Source organism: Chryseobacterium sp. CBTAP 102, from assembly GCF_003201365.1.
Classification (GTDB): domain Bacteria; phylum Bacteroidota; class Bacteroidia; order Flavobacteriales; family Weeksellaceae; genus Chryseobacterium; species Chryseobacterium candidae.
Genome location: NZ_QICX01000020.1, coordinates 1 through 16,121, shown reverse-complemented (window position 1 = coordinate 16,121; position 16,121 = coordinate 1). Strand labels below are relative to the sequence as shown.

At 36.6% G+C, this 16,121-nt stretch carries 15 protein-coding genes; 6 read left to right on the top strand and 9 right to left on the bottom strand.

Going from position 1 to position 16,121, the window contains the following annotated elements; all coding sequences use genetic code 11:
• Nucleotides 1–7: 7 nt before the first annotated feature.
• From C8D70_RS19885 to C8D70_RS21145, 7 genes are all read right to left on the bottom strand, one after another.
• Complete coding sequence (locus C8D70_RS19885) at nt 8–589, bottom strand: hypothetical protein (RefSeq protein WP_146212908.1); 582 nt, start codon at nt 587–589, stop codon at nt 8–10.
• 124 nt (nt 590–713) lie between these two features.
• Nucleotides 714–1,148 carry a hypothetical protein gene (locus tag C8D70_RS19880; protein WP_110368435.1) on the bottom strand — a complete coding sequence of 145 codons (435 nt, stop codon included), beginning with the start codon at nt 1,146–1,148 and terminating at the stop codon, nt 714–716.
• Between the two features lie 6 nt (nt 1,149–1,154).
• Complete coding sequence (locus C8D70_RS19875) at nt 1,155–3,620, bottom strand: hypothetical protein (RefSeq protein WP_110368434.1); 2,466 nt, start codon at nt 3,618–3,620, stop codon at nt 1,155–1,157.
• Nucleotides 3,621–3,652: 32 nt separating this feature from the next.
• Nucleotides 3,653–3,892, bottom strand: a complete 240-nt coding sequence (locus C8D70_RS19870) for a hypothetical protein (RefSeq protein WP_110368433.1) — start codon at nt 3,890–3,892, stop codon at nt 3,653–3,655.
• 83 nt (nt 3,893–3,975) lie between these two features.
• A complete protein-coding gene (locus C8D70_RS19865; protein WP_110368432.1) occupies nt 3,976–4,482 on the bottom strand; it encodes a hypothetical protein in 507 nt (168 codons plus the stop codon).
• 119 nt (nt 4,483–4,601) lie between these two features.
• Entirely contained in the window at nt 4,602–6,179 is a 1,578-nt protein-coding gene (locus tag C8D70_RS19860; protein ID WP_110368431.1) for a hypothetical protein, read from the bottom strand.
• 29 nt (nt 6,180–6,208) lie between these two features.
• Nucleotides 6,209–9,883, bottom strand: coding sequence for a hypothetical protein (locus C8D70_RS21145; RefSeq protein WP_228408069.1), 3,675 nt, complete (start codon nt 9,881–9,883; stop codon nt 6,209–6,211).
• Between the two features lie 290 nt (nt 9,884–10,173).
• Between C8D70_RS21145 and C8D70_RS19850 the strand changes: the two genes are divergently transcribed.
• The 4 genes from C8D70_RS19850 to C8D70_RS19835 are packed head-to-tail and all read left to right on the top strand — an operon-like array spanning nt 10,174 to nt 12,074.
• Nucleotides 10,174–10,683, top strand: a complete 510-nt coding sequence (locus C8D70_RS19850; protein ID WP_110368430.1) for a hypothetical protein — start codon at nt 10,174–10,176, stop codon at nt 10,681–10,683.
• On the top strand, nt 10,680–11,027 hold the full coding sequence (locus tag C8D70_RS19845; protein ID WP_110368429.1) for a tRNA-binding protein: 348 nt from the start codon (nt 10,680–10,682) through the stop codon (nt 11,025–11,027). The genes C8D70_RS19850 and C8D70_RS19845 overlap by 4 nt, the downstream gene beginning before the upstream one ends.
• Nucleotides 11,028–11,042: 15 nt before the next feature.
• The gene (locus tag C8D70_RS19840; protein WP_110368428.1) at nt 11,043–11,744 is read left to right on the top strand and encodes a 3'-5' exonuclease; all 702 of its coding nucleotides are present in this window, start codon (nt 11,043–11,045) and stop codon (nt 11,742–11,744) included.
• A gap of 3 nt (nt 11,745–11,747) precedes the next feature.
• A complete protein-coding gene (locus C8D70_RS19835; protein ID WP_076352964.1) occupies nt 11,748–12,074 on the top strand; it encodes an SUF system Fe-S cluster assembly protein in 327 nt (108 codons plus the stop codon).
• Between the two features lie 52 nt (nt 12,075–12,126).
• On the opposite strand, the gene C8D70_RS19830 is transcribed toward C8D70_RS19835, so the two are convergent.
• Together C8D70_RS19830 and C8D70_RS19825 are read right to left on the bottom strand one after the other, a co-directional pair.
• Nucleotides 12,127–12,963 (bottom strand): sulfurtransferase, encoded by an 837-nt coding sequence (locus C8D70_RS19830; protein WP_076595108.1) that lies wholly within the window; start codon nt 12,961–12,963, stop codon nt 12,127–12,129.
• Nucleotides 12,964–13,076: 113 nt separating this feature from the next.
• Nucleotides 13,077–13,925 carry a hydroxymethylglutaryl-CoA lyase gene (locus C8D70_RS19825; protein ID WP_076595109.1) on the bottom strand — a complete coding sequence of 283 codons (849 nt, stop codon included), beginning with the start codon at nt 13,923–13,925 and terminating at the stop codon, nt 13,077–13,079.
• A 187-nt stretch (nt 13,926–14,112) separates the two neighbouring features.
• Here C8D70_RS19825 and pepT point away from each other — a divergent pair, with 187 nt between their 5' ends.
• Complete coding sequence (gene pepT, locus C8D70_RS19820) at nt 14,113–15,360, top strand: peptidase T (RefSeq protein ID WP_110368427.1); 1,248 nt, start codon at nt 14,113–14,115, stop codon at nt 15,358–15,360.
• A gap of 6 nt (nt 15,361–15,366) precedes the next feature.
• Entirely contained in the window at nt 15,367–15,933 is a 567-nt protein-coding gene (locus C8D70_RS19815) for a hypothetical protein (RefSeq protein ID WP_110368426.1), read from the top strand.
• Nucleotides 15,934–16,121: the final 188 nt, after the last annotated feature.

The following is a 16,121-nucleotide window of genomic DNA, read 5'->3' as shown; positions in this document are numbered from 1 at the left end:
ACTAATGTTATTTATTAATTATTTTTTTCCAAGAAGTTTCATAAAGTTCTTTAATCCTTAACTCTAAGTTTATTTTTCTATTCAATTCATTAAAAGTTAAATCTCTCTTTTCAATATTTACTTTAGCTTCAATAGTTCTAACTTCCTCATACAACTTATGTCCAATACCACCAGCAACGTCATCTATTTCTTTCAAGTGTAATCGGAACTCTACAATATGTCCGTTTTTCATTTCAATGTTCATCAAAATATCCCGATAGCCGTTTAAGGGTTTTTGTATTCTGTCTTTTATTTTCAAGATTTTATATTCACCACTAAATTTCTCCAATGCAGCATACAAATCCTTTACTTTAGTATATACGATTTTACTCCCTGCAATATCCACCAATCTATCAGCCTCAGGTAGCTTTGTTTCAGGATTAATATAATCACTATTAATTTTTTCTAAAGCTCTCTCTTTTCCCTTCAATCCATTATTTATCTCTTTCGGCCTTAATCCAGGTTTTCCTCCTGTTTCCCTGGCAAATTTCTTAGTGGTTTGTTCCAGCTCTTTATTTGCAATTCTTGCGGCGTTATACAATTCATCCAAATTATTTGATGATTGTCGTAACTCTCTATTTCCTATTTTAGAAACGATGGTTCTGCTAATCTCTGCGAACGGGGAAAACGGGAAATTTAAAAGCAAAAACCGCCCTTAAAAAGAGCGGTTGCAATTATTTTCCTTCATTAAATCTAAACTCTACAATATTAGAATTTTCTGGGTCATTAAATTGATTGTATAGAGATATTGCTTTTGTCAGTTTCTTTTCTAATGTTGAATTGTTCTGTTTAACAGGCGCTTTATACATTCTATTTTTATATGGAATACTTATATAGATATCATTATCTTGAGCTTCTTTAAAATTTCTAATGTCTTTTTCTATGTATTCTTCCAATTTTTTTGCAAGAATACCTTTCTCTTCCTCATTCAAAATGAAATTTTCTTCTTTCCTTATTTTTCGAAATAATTTATGCTCGTTTTCTAAAAGCTTCAACATTAAATTGATTATTGAATAATAACCATGTATTGCTTTAAATCTCTCATAGTCCCATTCTGTTCCAGCATCAATCTTTCTTTTCCCATTTTTTAAAATTATTATTCTGGCCATTTTTTATTATTTAAAGTTTTTCTTATATATTATTATTGAAACGTCATCATATTCACCTATATCTACACTTTCTTTCGTGATTTTAGAAATTCCTTTTTTATTCATTATCTCATAAAATTTAGTAGATTTCAAAGATTTAATCTCATCTTTTGTCTTATTAAAAGTTTCATAAAACTGTTTATAGCCTAATGATGACCCTCCTGGATATTGTGGAGATTCTACCCAATATGCTTCAGCTCCATTAATAGAATCATCAAAAATCTCAAAACTTTCGTCTAAAAATTTTTGTCCAAATCCACCGTAAGGCTTTTTTAAAAGTCTGTCTGGTATCCTGAAATTAAAGCTAATAAACCCATCCTCTGAAAGATCTGCTCTATTAGGAAATGTAGACAAATCGTCTGCAAACCTCCAAATAATTGTATTTCCTTTCTTTGTCATTTCATAAATAATACCTTTAAAATTGCGACTTATAGTAAATGTTTCTAATTTCCTAAGAACATTTAAAAGTTCTTGGTTAAGCAATTCCTCTGTACTTTTTGCACTTTTCCAAAAATACTTCCTCAGAAAAGCTCCTGCTTCATAATCTTTTCCTGTCTTTAGAACCTGACCCTTATAAAGAATTTCATACTCATTCTCTGCTACTTTTCTTACAGAAAGCCCTTTTTTGGCAATATCCTCTACAATAAACTGTAAATTTTCTTCAGGAGAAGATACTAACCTCAGAAGTTTCTTCAAAAGCCCATTCTTTTCTCCTACTAAAGTTACTTCTTCTATAACATTGGCAGCATTTCTAGCCTGGTAGGCATCCAGCTCAGTGATTAATTTTTCTAGCTGTTTCGTAAAAATAAGATAATTTCCTTTAAGGTTTTTCAGGTTTTTCAGCTTTTCCAAAAGAGCGGGCCCGTATGTAAGGATGCCTTCTATAAGCACGGCACTTAAGATTCCGGCTCCTATCAGGCCATAGATAACATCCCAGTTTTCAACAAACCATTTACCCTCCGGAGATTGAGAGAGCCATTTTTTAACGTCCTCATCCATCAAAGACAGATCAATGCTTGCCAGAGTTAAATCCGCTATTGCTATTGCAGAGACTTCCCCTGTAAGTCCCATGGTCAGAATTCCTGCAATAATAGCTATAATATCTGCCCCTACGCGGATGTTGTGCATCACTTCTTCCCATTCCTTCTCATCTGCAATGGCTTTTATAAAAAGTGCGGTTACCATTTGTGCCTTTCCTCCTTCTATATCCCTGTCCATATAATGTACAAGATGCATCGGGTGGTAAAGATAGCCGGGATCTATGTCTTCGGTTTCAGTTTTGGTCTGTTCCGTCGTTACCCCGCCTTTTCCGAATTCATCGGTTTCCTGCTGTTCAATCGTTTTTGTAACGATTCTTTTCTGTTGGAGGAAAATGCTGTTTTTATAATCGAAGTCCCAATCAAAACTTAAGATTCCTTTAATGGTGTTCAGTGTGTCATTCAGTTCTGTGATATTGGTTTCTACAAAATATTGTTTTCCCCGGAAAAGTGCATTTTTGGTTACTATTGCTTTCGCATTGGAAGCACTTTTTGCATAATGATTAAGCATTGAGGCAAAAATACGCCTGTTCAGAAACCGCATCCCCAGTATTTCGGAAGTACCGTCCAGATCATCATAAATTTCTGTGATAAACTTCGGGTTTTTCCAGAAATAATCTCCGGTTTCCTTAAAGTTTCTGAACATCGCTAAAATTTTCACCAAAAGTGAACTGGTGTCTTTTGTCCAGCTAAACCAGCCGGTATTATCTTCCTTAGTAAGAATTCTCAAATGTTTTGCTACGGTATCCGTAGAAAGGAAAATATGCTTAATAAAACTTTCAGGGAGATCCCAATATACTTTATAAAGATCTTTCGCATTTTCAGAGTCTTTCAGAAAATTTGTAAATTCTCTGATGAAAAACGCAGAGGCATCTCTTTCTGTTTCTACATTACCGTAGCCAAGATATAAAAGAAGATTTTTATAGTCTGTAAAAGTGTGAGTTTTTAGCTCAATCCCCGTCTGACGGGTATCTGTGTACAGAAATGTTAAAGAATAGGTCAGTCTGTCCTCCTCATCAAAATACACTTCCATATAAGGCCTATCCCTTGATAATTTCTGAGAGGTTGTTATGCTTCCATTCTTCAATCCTATTTTTGCAGAAACATCAATGTGCTTTTCTCCTGCCATAATGTATGATTGCGCAGTATTCTGAAAATATTTATTAAAAGTATACTGCATTGGAGAACCATTTCCGGCATTGTTACTAATCTTAATATCATCCAGAAGGTGATTTAGATTAATATATGGGTCTTCTTTATACTCAATTTCATTTTTTGAAAGATTCTTTATTCCCTGCAACGGATTTTTGTTGCCTTCAAACCCTTGGGTTACTTCATCAAAGGAGAGTATTTTATATCCGGATAAATCTCCGAATTCGTCATCAAAATTTTCCATTTTCTTTGTTTTTAGTTGTTAAACATTCCAATTCATTCAAAGGAAAAAGTTCTTTGATGGTCATATTCTCGGTGAATTTTTTTGGTTTGGCTTTCGCCCAATATCAAAAGCTCCAAATAATATTTTTCATTCAACAGAAGCCTTGTATTTTTAAGTTTGTACTGTACCAGATCAACAATCTCAATATTCTTATTGAGATATGTTTTTAATCGGATCATATTCTCTTTACGCCATTCTTTACTGCTGGTTTCTTTAAGTTCAAGTGTTTCCATAATTTTCCTTTTTTATAAAGGCAGGGCTTTAAGGCCCTGCCAGTAAAATAGTTATTGAAGTCATTTAAATAACCTGTTGGTATCTAAGACAGCTTATTGAGTTCATTACTTTTCAACTCCACAAATTCCTGTAAATAGCTTTTCAGAAGATCCAGAAAACCGATTTTATTATTCTTAACAAGCCAAAGCATGTAATGGTGAGTATTCACTTTGACAATAGATGTTTTAGGATTTCCTTCCTCATCCGGAACAGGGTTCTGCGTTTCTTCATCTACTACAGGAACAAGTATTCTGTTAAAGCTTTCGTCTCTCAGACTTGACCATTCTTCTTCCCCGATCATCCATTCCGGAGTCGGAAGGTTGGAAGGTTCAATTTCATTGGTTTCTTTGTTCCTTAAAACCTGCTGATAGAAAAGGTAGGTTCTTGGAAGCTCTGTATCTACTACCATTTTATTGATTCGGATAAATCGGTTAAATGATGGAAGCATAGGATGTTCAGAGATCTGGATTTCACCCAGGTTAAGATCTGTTGTATTGATTTCGTTTAAAAGCTGCTGTACCTGTTCAGGTAGTAATAATTTTTCTTTCATTGTTTTAAAATTTTGTTGGTTAAATATCAGTATCTATCAATTCGTAGACACTGCTTGATGAAAAGGCAGAATTTTCAGGCTCTGCCTTTTATTGATCTTATCTTAAAGTTTGATACTTGTTACAATTTGTACAGTTCAACGATATTGGCACTTACGCCTGTATTTCCGCCTGTATTCATGTTATACATTCCGAAGGCAACCGGGCCTGTATACCCTGTTTTGTTATAGGTAACCGTTTTGTTATTGAAGTTGACAATGACGGTCCAGCTTCCTCCACGTCTTATAAATGTTGCACTAAGAGCATAGGTAGGCTCCGCAGTAGTTACTGTCTCTGCTGAATTGTCAGGGAATATTTTACACATAGGATACCAGTAGGACTGAACCAACCTGATATTCGCAACCGTTTGATTTAAGAGATCTACTCCATTGGCGGCATTTACTAATCCTACAAAATGGGTCATCGTACCAAAGCCGTTTGGTCCACTTATCGTTGCTGTTTTACCTGTAATTTCAACATTCATGTAAAAATCTTCATCTGCACCAATCAATTGATTTGTCTTTCTGGCTGCGATGAAACTTGAATCATCGGCAGGAGTCTTTACATTACTGTCAGAACTGTAACTTACAGCGGCTCCTGCCTGCGTAATGGCGGATGATACAGCATTATTGTATATTTTCTGTTCCCAAACAATATTATTGAGAGGAACACGCTGGATCTGGCTTGCCACACGGATGGTAAAACTTGTTAAGTACCATGCTACCCCATTCCACAATCTTATTTTATATTCTCCTGCCGGAATATTTTTGAAATTGTAATAGAAGGTCAGATCAATTCCATTAGTATACAACTGAACCTGTGAACCAGGGATGACGGCAACAACAGTAGCAGTATCCGCAGAAATACTATCCTGAGTACATAGCTCCACTTTAAAACCTGTGGAAGGAAGATTTAAGTTGGCACCTTTCAGATTAATCCAAAACGGACGGTCTGTTTTATCCACAATCGGAGGAGATATGACTGCAACACTCATTGTTCCTGTGCTCCATCCTCCGTTCATTTTAGTTTTCCATGCTGCTCTCTCAGCTTCTGTCATTTGATTGGGCATTTCCAACAGTAGATTTTTACTGTCTACAATAGCGTTTAAGCCATCGGTATTCTGAACTACAACTTTTTGAAAATTAGTGGTGTCAGAATTCTTATTGGGCAGCCCGGATAATACATAAGGGTTTCCTAAGGTATTTATCGAAAATGAGGCGTTAAGAGTATGGCTTCTTACTGCACTGTTGGACAGATTTGCATTCATCATATTCTTCCCCAGATCACCTGCAGGAAGTTTGGCAACATTTCCATTATCATTCAATCCTATGATTTTAGGATAATCCTGAGCATTTCCGTCTGTTAAAGGAATCTCTAATTTTTTAGCTAATTTCTCCTTTGTTTTAACATTGTATTGAGCCTGGCTTGCCATTCCTTCTGCTACAAGATCTGCATTTGAAATACTGACATGATTATCAGATAATTCCAGAGGAATAGTTCCATCAACAACTGCATGGGTCTTTAAATCACCGTTTTCATCAACAGCATAATCTGTGTAAGATGGAGAACCCGGAGCTGCTACCTGATAAATAGCATTCTTTTCCCTTTCTCCAATGGGAGGTAATTCGCTTACTCTTATAATTTTTCCTATAATTGGCATTTTTTTATTTTTTTAGATTAATAATTATGTTATTTCCAGTCTCCTGAAATGACTTTCTGACCTTCAAGTGATTCTACTCCAAGAAGGTTGTCATTGGGTTCAAAATTGAATCTATCCTCAGTAATTACTTCGGAAGGAACTTCAAATTCATCTGGATTTTCTTCCGTAAATGGCAGGGCATGAGCAACCTTTAATCCTATACTTTTTGCCTGAAGGATGTTCAAAGGAGTAGGAAGTCTTGTGATCCATGGTTTTCCATGTTTTTTACCTTTTGGCTGCTTCAATTCATCCACAATTGATAGATAAAGATCATCTCCGATGACAGGAACTTCTCCGCCTTTCCAGATCTTCCCGGTCGCAAGGTAAAATTGTACCGCATCCTCAAAACCAGGACGTACCGTAACAACCACCCTGGCCATACCACTTTGTAAAAATGCTCTGAATAACGGATCTACATCTTCGGCCTGGTAGAGATTAGACCACTCTGTTTTATTAGCCCAATAATATGGATACAGATAATAGGATATATTTTCCCACTCAAAGGCTTGTTCCATAAACTTAAGGAAGGCTGTGTATTTATCCAGATCTGATGAAAGGTCTGTTTCATAATCCATAAAAGTGCTTCCTGTAGTTAGCCCCGCCATTCCATAGCCATGGGTAGAGTTGGCAGTTCTGTTGATCATATAAGAGATACAGTTTTTACGAAGTACTGTATTCTCGATCTGACGATAAAACCCTGGATTGGATCCTTTAATCTGGATACCGGCAGCTTTTTCGTCTGCTATTTTCTGTTCGTAAATAGCTAATGCTTTTTCATATCCCTCAATAATAGCATTGAATGTTTTTTGAAGCCATGCATTTCTTGCTTCAGGAGTAAGTTTCAAATTCAATTTCAGAGATCCCTGTATGATTGGACTTTCTCCTGTACCAAAACTAAACTCTAGCTTATTTTTGATATCCAGGTCTTTAATTTTTCCTCCTTTCTGTGTACTGTATGTGGTGTCAATCCACTCAGCAGACACTCCTCCGATGGTCACGAAAGCCTGATGTTGCCCATAAAAGCCGTGTGGATAGGTTTGGAAAACATAATCAACTTCTTTTAATAAATACCCTTCCGGAATTTCTACTTCTCCATTTCCATTTACAATCTGAATATTTCCACCATCATTGCCATTAAAGTTACCATCACGAGCACTGAATGATTTGCTTATAGCAAAAGATTCTGCCGGTCTCTCATCAATTTCAATATTATATTTACTTACCCAGTAGTTTAACGTAACTTCATTATTTAAAGAAATATAATTTTCCAGGGGCAAATTCTTTGCATTTCTTGGGTCTTCTGGTTTTACAAGATCTGTTTTTGTTGCAGAATCATTCAATGTCATTCCCAGTGTATGCAGTTTTGCAGGCTGAGGAATCATAAACTCAAACATCATCCGTTTTCCATAATCATAGATCTGATTCTTCATCAGTTTATCTACCCATCGGTAAACACCCACTACATGCTTATCTCCTTTTGTGTTGTCAAAACCATGCTTATTGTTTTCTTCAAACTCTTCAATGATCTTTTCAATCCTTTCCTCATGAACTTTTGTGACGACTCTGTCTAACGCTCTTGCAGTAACATCCTGAGCCTGGGTAAGCGCCTGTCTTGTACTTTCTTCTTTAGATGAATGAGTGGCATATCCTCCTGCAATCCCTGTACTGATAGATCCTCCTCCTGTCATGTCCCATTTGGCATCGAAATGTGCCTGTACATTAGTGTCTCTGGATTCCTGCATCATTTTGGCAATCTCACTCTGCATTTCAAATCTGGTTGCAGTAGTTGTATCCGTAAGTTTTTCTCTTTCCGTATCTGAGGAGGTAGTTGTAGTATTTTCACTTCTCCTAAGTCTTCTGGTTGATTTTTCTCGGTACTCTCTGGCCATAATATTTTCAATATGGGCTACTTCGCCTTCAACATAGGCATGGGTGGTCTGCTCCACTTTCAAATAGTCTGCAATACCAATTTGTTTAAATCCGAATCCTGACGGAATAAAGGTATTTTCATCCTCAGTATCTACAGGTTCTTCCTCATCTACTTCAAGTAAGAAGTTATCAGAAAGACAAGCTCTGGCCTGCAGTTTACTGGCATACATATTGGCAAGCTTTCCATTCGTGAACATAATTTTAACACTTATAGAAGCATCCTGAATTGTATTAAAGTCTAATCCCGGCATACAAAGATCATTGAGAAAAATAATATTTCCTGATCTGGACTTTACATAATAATCACTATTGATGTTTGCTGAACCGTTGCCTGGAGTAAGATTGTAAGAGATATTGCTAACCTCCCAGGATGAATCCGGAACGGTAAGTGCGATGTCAAAAGTAAATCCTTTATGAACATATTTGGGACAAATCTGATAGGTAAAAGGAACTGCCACTGTTCTTGCTACCGGAATAAGAACTCCTCCTATACTGGTATATCTTTCATGCTCCGTATTAGTATTTTCCACAATAATATTGTTGGATTTTTCAACCGCTTCTTTTACTAAGATATCAATCTCGGAAAAGGTATTTCTACCCTCTAGCAAAATATTAAGGTCTGCAGAGTTTAATGAAGCTGAGCGTTCTTCTCCTGCATCTTTCTGAAAATCATACCCCAGTACATCCAATAATGTATCTAAATTTTCCGGCTTTATGGCTCTTAATAGAGAATCTGCCTCTATTTCCTGTCTAAACTGAAAATTAAGTTTAGGTAATTGCGGTTTAGGGATTTCCGGAATTCGCTGGCAAGGATCTGCCGGATCATATTTAATATCCGGATTTCGTACCTGGCAGTATCTATCCTTATTTGCGATTAGGTCTTTATTATACTGCTCAATTAGAGGTGCTATTGCTTTCTGGTGAATTTCTTCTGCTGCCGCATATTCTTTCTGATATTCTGCTTTATATAATCTTTCGATACTGGAAAGGTTTTTCTTTAAAGCTTCATATCTTCCCAGTTTAATCTTTGCTGTAGAGATAAGCTGTTGCTGTTGCATTTCCTGTGTTGGGAAAGTTTCTTTAGGGCCTTCAGAAGCCATTCTTGAAGAAGTTTGCAAGGGAGAAAGAGTCTTATCATCCATCATCAGTTCTTTAGGCAAAACAACTCTTGCCCCAAGTGCTGTCTTCATTTCCTCTTCGCCAGAAACAGAAAGAATGTGATGAGCCAGAAGCACCTGCATGACCACTTCCTTAACGTAAAAATCTTTCTGAGTTACCACCTGATAAATCAGATTATTCCATAAACTGATCAGAGGAGGAGTTGCAGGAGTAGCCAGGGGATCTGTCAAAACGGCTCTTTTAGCAATTACCTGTTCATAAGTACATGTCGTTTTATTTTTTGCTAACCAGGTTCCAAAAACATAGTAAGCCTTATAGGTTCTTTTGAAACCCTCCAAACTATTCGGGCTGTTTGGGTCCGTTGAAATACGTTCCGAATTATTTGCATAATTAGCGGCACATGTTTTCAGTAGTTTTTGTTTTGCTCCGGTTCCATTAACAACCGGGACATAAAAAGCGTTATCATTTTTCAGATCCTGAGGAATAACAATGAATCTTTTATCTTTCTTCGTATCATCAGATAGTTCAGGGCTTCTCAGGCTTACAAATCTGAAAAGTGTTTGTGATGGTGTATTTTCTACAGGAACATCTGTAGTACTATTTTCCATATCGTTCATTTTGTGTAATTTTGTATTGATTTATAAAGGTTAAGATTTTGAAGGTCTTTTTAGTAGAATGTCTTCAGGTTTTAGCCTTATTTTTTTAGGTGGTTTCCGGCAAAAGATGTCCACCTGGAATTTTGAAGTCTAGTTTCATACGCTGTGTTTTTTCTTGAAGCAAATATCCATCGCGGAAGCGACAGAACTTGACGTATAAAAAAGAATTTCACATTTCTATTCTAAGGCTTTGGTACAAACCATTTTAGTATTCTCAATATTTTAATACATTTGTTTAAAACATATTTCAGATGAATTTTGAACAGATCAACTTACACCTTGAAGCTTACAAAGAACACAACCAGATTCTGGATGCAGCCAAATACCTGATCCATTCTTTTGACCTGGAACATGAAAATTTTGCAGGGTTCGGCTTTAGAGAAGAACTTTCTCCTACTTCAATGCTTCTTACAGCAGAAGGGGAGATGGGAGGGCCACAGACTGTAATGATCCCCAAAAATTTGTTTGATTTTGACCTGAACCTTGTTCTGAATATGGTTGCCCACGAAATGCTTCATGTCAGACAAAAAGCTCCGGGACAAGTTATCGAAGACAAAAATGAAAGAGAATTTCAGGCGTATTATGAAATGCTTTTTCACAAAGTTTTTCCGCAGATTCCTGAAGTTTCGGATTTTCATAAAAAATTCTTTGGCGGTAAAGCCCTGGAATATTACAAAAGAATGGGCGAAGGCTCAGTATTACAACAAAAATATGCAGAACAGAAAACAGAAGTAGAACATTTAATTAACGAATTACCATGACAGTAAAACCAGATATCACCTGGGCAGATTTTGAAAAAATAGACATCAGATGCGGAACGATAATCTCAGTGAATGATTTTGAAAAAGCAAAAAACCCTTCTTACCAGCTGGAAATAGATTTTGGTGATTTGGGAATCAGAAAATCATCCGCCCAAATTACTTCTCTATATGAAAAAGAAGAACTTATTGGTAAACAGATTTTAGCAGTAGTGAATTTCCCTAAAAAGCAGATTGCCAATTTCTTCAGCGAATGTCTTGTGCTAGGACTGTATGGAGAAGACAAAAAAGATGTTACACTTTTGACCCCCTCATTGCCTACAAAAAATGGAATGCAGGTAGGATAGACAACAAAACACAATATGATACAAAACATCCCTTTAGAAAGAGTTTTATTCCTTGATATTGAGACCGTTCCGCAGGCTGGATCATGGGACGAGTTATCCGAAACAGAACAATACCTGTGGGATAAAAAGACAAAATTCCAGAGAAAGGAAGAAGTGACTGCAGAAGAGTTTTATGACAGAGCCGGCATCATGGCCGAGTTTGGAAAAATCATCTGCATCACCATCGGAATGGTTGAAAAGAATGAAACGTTAAAAATAAAGAGTTTTTCCGGGCATGACGAAAAGAAAATGCTGCAGGAGTTTGGAGAAATCTTCAACAGCCCAAGGCTTTATAACGTGATTCTCTGTGCTCATAACGGAAAAGAATTCGATTTTCCATGGATTGCCAGACGTTATCTTATCAATGGAATGCAGCCTCCTGCACCGTTTCAGATGTTTGGGAAAAAGCCCTGGGAAATTCCGCATATCGATACAATGGAACTCTGGAAGTTCGGTGATTATAAAAGTTTTGTATCCCTGGAATTACTGGCTCATGTCTTTGGTATTCCTACTCCGAAGGATGATATTGACGGCTCAATGGTTTCATCAATTTACTACATAGAGAAAGACTTGCAGAGAATTGTTGACTATTGTGAAAAAGATGTCTTAACTTTGGCAAATATTTTCCGGCGTATGCGTCAGGAAGATTTGTTGAAAAGGAATATCAATCTAGATTAAAAAATGAAATTTACAGACGATCAAATTGCTGACATTGGTGAGGAAATCATTAGTGTGCTAAAAACCGTATATGACCCTGAAATTCCGGTAGATATTTACGAATTAGGGCTGATTTACGATGTCCAGATCTCCGATGATGCTGACGTAAAAATTATAATGACCCTTACTACTCCCAACTGCCCTGTTGCAGAAACACTTCCTCAGGAAGTAAAAGATAAAGTGGCTGAAGTAGAAAACGTAAAAAGTGTAGATTTAGAGCTTACTTTCGAACCAAGCTGGAATAAGGATATGATGAGCGAAGAGGCGAAGTTTGAGCTGGGAATGCTTTAAAATTACCCTTAATAATATAAAACCCCGAAAAATTATTTTTGGGGTTTTTATTTTAAATATCTTTTGCGATTTCCTTTCCGTCTCTCCTGCTCCATTCACTCCATGAGCCTACATACAAATCCGGAATGGGAAACCCTGCGTAATCCAGAGCTAAAATAGTATGACAGGCAGTAACTCCCGATCCGCAATGAATGATCAGATGATCAGGCTTATTTTGTAATAATTTGCTGTATTTTTCTTTTAAGATTTCAGGACTCAGAAAGTTCCCGCTTTCATCCAGGTTTTCAGAAAAAGGAATATTAACCGCTCCCGGAATATGCCCCGCTACCAGATCAATCGGTTCAGATTCACCTTTATAGCGGTAAGCGTCTCTTACATCAATCACCGTAGAAGAATTGTTTTTCAATTCACTTTCAACAACTTCCAGGCTCGAAACCGGCAGACTCCAATGATCTTTTTCAATCAAAGAAGTTTTCTCAAAGATCTCTTCTCCTGAAGAAAATTCTAACCCTCCTTTTTCTGCAGCCTGCATTCCGCCATCAAGAACCTGAACTTTTTCCAATCCGAAAGATCTTAACATCCACCAGGCACGTGCTGCTGCATTCGAAGCATTTTTATCATCATATACAACAATATGATTACCCTCTGAAATTCCAAGATCTGAAAGTGTTTCAGCAAACTTTCTCACGGAAGGAAGCGGATGTCTCCCTCCAAAAGCTGCATTCTCTCCTATTTCAGCCAGATCTTTATCCAGATCAATGAATCTTGCTCCTTTAATGTGCTTATCAAGGTAAATTTGTTTTACGTCTTTTCCTGTTCTTGCATCAAGAATAACAAGATTTTCGGTTGGAATCTTTTTGAGTTCGGTTGGTGAGATGATTGGAGACATTTTGTTGATTTTGGGGTTAATTTAATTATGTTTTGGCTAAAGCCATATATATTTCAATATAGTAAAGCGGGCTAAAGCCCGCTCCTATTGATTATTTTATTCTTCACTCCTATTTAAAAATGAAAAATATCCTTCGCCTTGTTATAAGAACTTTCAAAGTTGAGCAGGTTCAGTTTATGTTCTGCTTTTTCAACGCTCATAAAGTTGATAACCTGCTCTGTAGGCATGTTTCCTACAAGATCATCTTTAGCCATAGGGCATCCTCCGATTCCTTTGATAGCACTGTCAAATCTTCGGCAGCCTTGATCGTAAGCGGCTTTTAATTTTGAATAGGAATCTTCATAACGATTATGAAAGTGTCCTCCGAAGTTGATATCCGGATATTTTGAAGGTATTTTTTCAAACAAAAGGGCAATGGTTTCAGGAGTGGCCACACCGGTTGTATCTGATAATAAGATATCTTTTACACCGATATCTGAGAATTTTTGTGCCCATTGGTCAACATCTTCCCACTTCCACACCTCACCATATGGATTTCCAAAAGCCATAGAAAAATAGATATTAAGCTGTTTTCCTTCACTTTTTACCAGTTCAAGCATTTTAATGATTTCATCAAAAGCTTCTTCCTGACTTTTATTGGTATTTCTGTGCTGAAAAGTTTCAGAAATAGAAAACGGGAAGCCCAGAATATCTACAGACTCATGTTTCAATGCTTTTTCCGCACCTCTGTAATTACCAATAATTGCAGAAACTTTGGTCTTGGAGCGTGATTTGTCGATATTTTTTGCCACCTCATCAGAGTCAGCCATCTGCGGAATCGCTTTCGGGGAAACAAAACTCAGACAATCCAATACATCAAAGCCAACATCCATTAAGGAGTTGATATAATCTATTTTTTTATTGGTAGGGATAAATTCTCCCCATCCCTGCATTGCATCTCTAGGACATTCGGTAAGAAACATTTTTACTTTTTGATTTTCTCAAATATAATAAAACTAAACTACTTAGTATACTGTACATACAAAGCTAACACTATTTTGATTTTCAAAGATTTATATCTGATTTATAATTTCAATACCTTATATTAAATCGCAAATAACGTATTCTCAGCATCAAATTTGCTAACTTTGTTAAAATTTATGATATCTGATGAGTACAATAGAATTCAACCCTTTGTGGAAAGAAAAATTACTGAACCGTTTTCTTAGCTATGTAAAAATATATTCAACCAGTGATGCAGAAAGTGAAACAACACCTTCTACTGAACGTCAGTGGGATATTGCCAACTATATTACTGAAGAACTGAAGACCATCGGCCTGGAAGATGTTTCTATAGACAGCAACGGCTATATCATGGGCTATGTTCCTTCTAATCTTGAAAATGATGACAGGCCTACTATCGGGTTTATTTCACATTATGATACTTCACCGGATTTTAGCGGAGAAAATGTAAAACCTCAGGTTTGGGAAAATTATGATGGAAATGATCTTCTTTTGAACCAGACAACAGGATTCACATTATCTCCTTCAAGATTTGAAAGCTTAAAAAAATATATTGGTCAGACATTAATTACCACTGACGGAACAACTCTTCTCGGAGCTGATGACAAAGCGGGATGTGCTGAAATTGTAACAGCCGCAGAATATCTTATTGCGCATCCTGAGATCAAACATGGAAGAATTGCTATAGGATTTACACCAGATGAAGAAATCGGAAGAGGTGCCCATAAATTTGATGTGGCTAAATTTGGTGCAGAATGGGCTTATACTATGGACGGCGGAGAAGTGGGGGAACTTGAATATGAGAACTTTAACGCTGCAGGAGCGGTTGTAAAAATCCACGGATTAAGTGTTCACCCTGGTTATGCTTATGGAAAAATGATCAATGCTGCTCTTTTAGCTGCTGAATTTGCTCAAATGCTTCCTGCTAACGAAACTCCTTCAACAACAAAAGGTTTCGACGGATTCTACCACTTAATGGATATTACAGCTGATATTTCTGAGGCTAAACTTCAATATATCATCAGAGATCATGATGCAGATAAATTTGAAGCCAGAAAGAAATTCATGGAGGAAAAAGTAGCCGAGTTTAATCAAAAACACGGTGAAGGAACTGCTGAAGTAGAGATCAAAGAGCAATACAGAAATATGAAGCAGCAGTTTGAAGGTAAAATGCACATTGTAGATCTTGCTGCAAAAGCAATGACTGAAGCAGGTATAGAGCCTAAGATCAAAGCAATCAGAGGAGGTACAGATGGCGCTCAGCTTTCTTATATGGGACTTCCCTGCCCGAATATTTTTGCAGGAGGAATCAACTTCCACGGACCATACGAGTATGTAGCTTTGGAAAGTATGGAAAAAGCAACTGAAGTTATTATTAATATTGTTAAAGCGTAATAAATCATGAAAAAGGTCTTAGCATCAGTATTCATTTTCTCTTTTATTTTCAGCAGTGCCCAGATTTCTGAATTTCAAAGGGCAGATTCACGCTATGAAAGAAAGAAAACGGCTCTGTATAATAAATATCCTAAGCCTAATGATTTAAGAACCAAGAAAGAATGGCTTTTGACAGAGGATAAAATAACTGCCTACAAGACCGCTTTGGATAAAGCTTCTCTTGAAGATCAGAAAATGATCACTGCAGATCCTCCTACGAAAACAAAAGTGAGTAAAGAAGCAGAATATGATAAAGGTAAAGCCGCTTTTCAAAAACTTTTATATGAAGCTGTAGATCTTGACTTTCTGAACTTTTCTTCGGAAACCTACAAAGCAACAATAAGTTTTGTGGTAGATTCTAAAGGGAACGCTCTTAATCCCAATGTAAAAGGAAATAATGAAGATGTAAACGCTTTCATTGAAGCCGCTTTTTACCGCATTAAAGATAAAGGCAAATGGAAACCCGCTGAAGACAAAGGGAAACCAGTCTCTTCCAATGTTTCTGTTCCTTTAACAATGTCCTTCAGAAAATAATATGGTAGTGTTTCACTAACTGTGTAAGTTAAAAAGTTATTCTGGAAAATTTTGAGCCCTCATAGCTCAAAAAATTTTACGGAAATAACTTTTTATTATTTTTAACCTATATAGTTATGATCGACAAAGAAGAATTATTAAACAACAAGGATTTCTATAAGTCCTTTAAAAATGGAGAAGACTTAACC